Below are 5,352 nucleotides of genomic sequence, written 5' to 3'. Positions count from 1 at the left end.
CCCTATATCTACACTTATACTTTCGTCGGCTGCGTCTGTTTTTTATACGATACTGGTGGGCGCTGCCCGCGGGCGGTGGCCCCCTCGGGGGCGTGCCCGCCCCCCCACCCGCACACCGGGCCGGGCGGTCGGGCACGTTCGGTCCCGTCGCGGTGACCCGCGGGTCGTTCCCGTCGCTGCGGCCGCGGGCCGGAGCGGGACACGGGTCGCGGCTGCTGCGCGGCGCTCGGTCCCGTGCCTGCGGCGCTCAGCCCCGAAGGCGCAGGGTCTCCCCCGGCGTCCGCCGGTAGGCGGCGCGGTACAGGCCGGCGAAGTGGCCGGGGTGGGCGAAGCCCCAGTGCATCGCGATCCCGGTCACCGTGGCGGTCGCCGGGTCCGCGGCCAGCAGGTCCCGGTGCGCCGCGTCCAGCCGCACCCGGCGCAGGTAGCCGAGCGGGGTGGTGTCCAGGTGTCGGCGGAAGGCGTACTGCAGCGCCCTCGGGGTGACGAAGGCGGCCGCGGCGATGTCCGCGAGGGACGTCTCCCGGTCGGCGTTCGCCTCGATGAAGGCGATCGCCCGGCGGAGGGCGCCGGGTGTGGCGTCGGTCCGGTCCGCGGGGGCGGGGTCGGCGCGGCCGGTGTGGGGCAGGGCCGCCAGGGTCACCGCCGCCAGGTGCTGGGCGGCGGTGGAGACGAGCAGCTCGCTCTCGCAGGCGGCCGGGTCGGCCAGCACGTGGTCGCGCACGTACGCGACCGCCGCGCCCAGCTGCCGGTTCGCCGCCTCGTTCACGGCGCGGAGCCCGGTCAGCCGCACCGGGGCGTTCCCCTCCCCGCCGGTCGGCGCCACGGCGTCCAGCAGCGCGGTGTCGAACATGGCGATGGTGTACCGGGCGGAGCGGACCTCGCCGCGGTACGGAGCGTCCGGCGGGGCGATCAGGAAGGTGTCGCCGGGGCCGAAGACCGTTTCCCCCTCCGCCCCGTCCGCCCCGCTCCGGTCGGCGACCGTGCCGGAGTGGATGCTGAGCAGGCACACCCGGCCGAGGCTGCCGGCGTCGTAGGCCATGTCGTAGCCGAAGGACAGCCGGTCCACGCTGAGCGGGCCGGCCGACCTTCGGCTGATCCGGGCCCTGGCGTCCGCCGCCGACTTGCCGATCCGCATCGGCGTGTAGGCGGTGGACAGGAACTCCTCCGTGGCCTCCGCGCTCGCACTGTCGAAGGACAGCTCCTCCACCGTCATCACCACCCGTCCGTCGGCGTCCTGCCCGGTCTGCGTGATAGGTGCCGACGTTACGCGACCCTCGGCGCGACCGAAAGCCGATCACTCGTTCCCGAACCGCGCCCGTTTCGTTCCGGCGGCCGCCCCGGCGGGTCGCTTCGTTCCCGGAGCTGCGGGCGGTCACGGCGGTGCACCACGGTGGGGACCGGTACCCGCCCCGGGTGCCGGTCCCCACCAGAAGGCCCGCCATGACCCCGCGCAGCACGCCGCCCGCCCGCCGTCCCCGATCCGGTCCGGGCATGGCCGCGCAGGTCGCGGCGCTCGCGGCGGAGGCCGAGCGGCAGTTCCGGGACGGCCTGTGGGACCTCGCCGCGCAGGACGCCGCGCTCGCCCGGAAGACCGCCGAAGCGCTGGCCGAGGCGCTCGGGGCCGAGGCGGCGCCGGAACCGCCGCCGGTCATCGAGCGCCTGGAGCACCTGCGCGAGGCGCTCGCCGTCCTCGCCCTCGGCATCGCCCGCACCCACGGGCAGCTGGCCTGGTTCCTCGCCCGGGCCAGCACCATCCTGTCCCCCGTGCTGTCCTGGCGCTCCCTGCCCGCCGACCGGCGGCAGTCCTTCGGCACCGTGGTACCGGGCCCCGAGGCACTCGCCGACGCCGAGGGCGCGGTACGCCGGCTGCAGGCGGCGCTCCTCCGCACCGCCGGCGACGCGCCCGGCCTCCTGCCGAGGCCGGGAACGGCGGCGGACGGCCTGGAGCCGGACGTCACCGCCTGACCGGGTGGTTCTCGGCCCGTGATCGCCGACGGCCCGGTTCGGCGGCGGGTTTCGGGGCACCCGTCTGGTCGTCCGTCCGCCGACGGCTCGGACGGGCTCGGACAGCTTCGGAAAGGGAGGCCGCCATGACCACGCGTGACGAGAACGGGACCCAGCCGGACGAACCGGCCCAGGAACGGTCCGCCGAGGAACGTTCGATCACGGCCCCGACCCCGGCCGACGTCCGGGAGAAGGCGCAGGGGGAGGTCGGGGACCGGGAGCGGTCCGCCGAGGAGCGTTCCATCACCGCCCCCACCCCGGCTGACGTCCGCCGCAAGGGCGGCACGGGCGGCGACGACGACGAACCGGAGCCGCCCGCGGCGGACGCCGTGGCGCCCTGAGGCGGGTCCTCCCCGGGAGGACATGGGATCGCGCCGGTACGGACGGTGGTCCGTACCGGCGCGGCCGTGTTCCAGCGGGTCAGTAGTAGTGGCGACGGCCACCGACGGCGTGCCCGAGAGCCCCCAGGAGCCACAGGATCAGGCCGATGACGACCAGGACGATGCCGATCGTCCACAGGATCGATATCCCGGTCAGGAAGCCGACGATAAGCAGGATAACGCCGACGATGATCACGATGTCCTCCCTGAGGGTCGTGGGGACGGCGGTCGGGAAGGCCGGCTGCGACGCACGGCGTCGGAGCCGCCCCTGGGCGGCGGAGCCGTCACCTCTCCGACCCTGCCCATGAGTCGCGTCTACCGCCGCGCGAGCCGGCCAAACACCCGGGCGGCCTCCGGCCTCGGTCGGCGGCCGCCCGGCGCCCGTCAGGCGGCCGCCGGAGCGGGGTCGGCGGTGAACAGGGCGCGGCGCTCCGAGGCGGTCAGCCCGCCCCGCACGCCGTACGGCTCGCGCACCGCGAGCGCGTGCCGGCGACACTCCACCCGGACCGCGCAGCCCGCACAGACGGCCTTCGCCGCCGCCTCCCGTTCCCTCGCGTCCTGCACGGTGGTGCGGTGCGCGGGTGCCGGGAGGAAGGGGGCCGCGCCCTCGGAGGTGCGGCAGGCGCCCCTCGGCTCGGGGCTCCGGTGGCGCTCGGGGGCGGCGGGCAGCGGGCGGGAGAGGTCGGCCACGGCGGATCCTTCCGATCGGGGTCGTTGCCCCACTCCTCTAACCGGGTCCCGCACGTTCATGCGCGACCCGGGCGTACGGATCCCGACGGCGGACCGACCGACCCCGCGCCGGGCGGATCCCGCCGGCGGACCGGCCCCGCGCCGGGCGGAGTTCAGCGGCGATGGCGGCCCCCGCGCCGGCGGGCGGGCGGGGGCGCCCCCGTGGCCGGAAGGAACAGCCGGGCCGCCTCGCGGCCCAGGTTCACGCCGATCGCGAGGGCCATCGCCGTGGCGGTGGCCCGCCCCAGGCCGCTGAGTCCGGTCTCCGGTTCGCCCCGGACGAAGGCCAGCAGCCCGAAGTACAGCAGCGAACCGGGCAGCAGCGGCCCCAGGGCGGCGGTGACGAACGGCAGCGCGGAACTGCCCCGGTAACGGGCCATCAGCTGGCCGGACAGGCCCACCAGCACGGCGGCCAGCCCGGTCGCCATGATCGGCTCCCCACCGGCGCCGACCAGCACGGCGTACGTCGTCCAGCCGGCCGTGCTGTTGACCAGGACGGCCGGCAGCGTGGCCGCCTCGGTGTTCAGCAGCACCGCGAAGGCCAGGGCGAGCATGATCGCCGCCGCCAGCTGGAGCGGCGGGTCGGACAGTGAGGTCGGCACGCTCTGGGTGGCGAGGTCGGCGCCGTTGTTGACGCCGACGTAGAGCACCGTCATGACCCCGACGATCACGCCGGCCAGCAGGTACACGACCTCCAGCAGCCGCGCGGCGGCGGTGAGGTAGAAGCCGGCGAGGCCGTCCTGCACCGCCGCCACCATCGGCCAGCCGGGCAGCAGGGCGTAGAGCCCGCCGGTGATCACCACCGAGCCGCGCAGGTGCAGTTGGTTGAAGGACATCAGGATGCCGACCACCGCGGCCGGGGTCGCGGCCGCCGCGATCCGGTAGAACTCCGGTAGGTCGTGCCGCCCCACCAGCGCCGCGAGCCGGTGACCGGCCATCGCCGCCACCACGGCGCTGACGAACACCAGCCAGGCCCGGGCGTCGGACCGGCCGCCGATCAGCAGCGTCGCGACACCGGCCAGCAGACCGGCGGACACCACCATCGCCCAGTCCGGGTAGTGGCGGGCGTGCCGGCGCACGGCCCGCAGCCTCCGGTGGGCCGCGTCCACGGCCAGCCCGCCCGCGGTGATCTGGGTGACCAGCCGGAACAGCGCCGCGAGGCCCGCGTAGTCCCCGGCGGGGTGGTGCACCGTCCGCTCCGCCGTCACCGGCGGCTCCCCGGGGCCCTGCTGGTAGGAGATCGCCACCCGGGTGAAGGTGACCTGGGGATCGCAGGGCCCGGCCCGGTACGTCCGCGCCACGGCGAGCATCGCCGCCTCCACCCCCTCCGCGGCCTCCCCGTAGGCCAGCATCAACTCACCCACCAGCAGGGCCAGATCCACCACCGCGGCGACCTCCGCGGGGCCCGGCGCGCCGTCGCCGTCGCGGCTGCCGCCACCGACCAGCGGCCGGGCGGAGGTCGGAGTGCGCAGCAGTGGCAGCATGAGGTCTGGCCAGCGCACCGCCGGATCGACGTCCCCCCCGGGCCCCGGCGGCCCGAGCGGTCTCCCGGGACCGGCCTCCTCGGCGTCGGCGGCCTCGCCGCGCCTGCCCTGCGGCGGCACCCGCCGACCGGCCCGGCCCTCCGACTCGGCCCGCGCGCCCCGCTCCTCGTGTTCCGGCATCGTCGCTCCCTGCATCACCCCCCACTCGGCTACCTTTCGCACCCACTCGACTACCCGCTGTCATTGATTCGTGAACGTCATGCCCGGCGCACGCCCGCCCGGTTCGCGCCCTACCGGGCGGGCGCGGCGACCGGCGGCAGGGCACCCGGCCGCCCTGGCCGGGCGGGCGGGCGAGACTCCTACGGGCGCAGTTCGAGGGTGCAGCACTTGACGGCGCCACCGGCCTTGAGGAGCTCGGTGGTGTCCACCCCGATCGGGTTGAAGCCCCGCTCGCGCAGGCGCTCGATCAGGCCGGTGGCCGCCTGCGGCAGCACGACGTTGAGGCCGTCCGAGAAGGCGTTGAGGCCGAACACGGCGGCGTCCTGGGGGTCCGCGTGGACCGCGTCCGGGAAGAGCTGCTCCAGCACCGACCGGCTGCCGGGGGTGAAGGCCTCCGGGAAGTACATGACCTCGGTGTCGGAGAGCACCGCGAGCGCCGTGTCCAGGTGGTAGTGCTCGGGGTTGACCAGGGTGAGCGAGGTGACCGGCAGGCCGAAGAACTCCTGCGCCTCGTAGTGCGAGCGCTGGTCGGT

General features: G+C 75.8%; 7 protein-coding genes. 2 read left to right on the top strand and 5 right to left on the bottom strand.

Features of this window, described 5'->3' with window-relative positions; all coding sequences use genetic code 11:
- Nucleotides 1-247: 247 nt before the first annotated feature.
- Nucleotides 248-1,216, bottom strand: coding sequence for a helix-turn-helix transcriptional regulator (locus tag ACFV1W_RS39885; protein ID WP_380422400.1), 969 nt, complete (start codon nt 1,214-1,216; stop codon nt 248-250).
- Between the two features lie 278 nt (nt 1,217-1,494).
- Here ACFV1W_RS39885 and ACFV1W_RS39880 point away from each other — a divergent pair, with 278 nt between their 5' ends.
- Together ACFV1W_RS39880 and ACFV1W_RS39875 are read left to right on the top strand one after the other, a co-directional pair.
- A complete protein-coding gene (locus tag ACFV1W_RS39880; protein ID WP_380422399.1) occupies nt 1,495-1,968 on the top strand; it encodes a hypothetical protein in 474 nt (157 codons plus the stop codon).
- Nucleotides 1,969-2,093: 125 nt separating this feature from the next.
- Nucleotides 2,094-2,348 (top strand): hypothetical protein, encoded by a 255-nt coding sequence (locus ACFV1W_RS39875; protein ID WP_380422397.1) that lies wholly within the window; start codon nt 2,094-2,096, stop codon nt 2,346-2,348.
- Between the two features lie 79 nt (nt 2,349-2,427).
- Here ACFV1W_RS39875 and ACFV1W_RS39870 read toward each other — a convergent pair whose 3' ends face one another.
- From ACFV1W_RS39870 to ACFV1W_RS39855, 4 genes are all read right to left on the bottom strand, one after another.
- Nucleotides 2,428-2,583 (bottom strand): DUF6131 family protein, encoded by a 156-nt coding sequence (locus tag ACFV1W_RS39870; RefSeq protein WP_380422395.1) that lies wholly within the window; start codon nt 2,581-2,583, stop codon nt 2,428-2,430.
- Between the two features lie 188 nt (nt 2,584-2,771).
- A complete protein-coding gene (locus ACFV1W_RS39865; protein ID WP_380422394.1) occupies nt 2,772-3,077 on the bottom strand; it encodes a WhiB family transcriptional regulator in 306 nt (101 codons plus the stop codon).
- Nucleotides 3,078-3,229: 152 nt separating this feature from the next.
- Nucleotides 3,230-4,780 (bottom strand): threonine/serine exporter ThrE family protein, encoded by a 1,551-nt coding sequence (locus ACFV1W_RS39860; protein WP_380422393.1) that lies wholly within the window; start codon nt 4,778-4,780, stop codon nt 3,230-3,232.
- 179 nt (nt 4,781-4,959) lie between these two features.
- A partial coding sequence (locus ACFV1W_RS39855; protein ID WP_380422391.1) for a dimethylarginine dimethylaminohydrolase family protein occupies nt 4,960-5,352 on the bottom strand: 393 nt, incomplete at its 5' end.

This window comes from Kitasatospora sp. NPDC059648 (assembly GCF_042734825.1).
GTDB lineage: Bacteria > Actinomycetota > Actinomycetes > Streptomycetales > Streptomycetaceae > Kitasatospora.
This window is presented reverse-complemented; position numbering and strand designations above follow the sequence as displayed.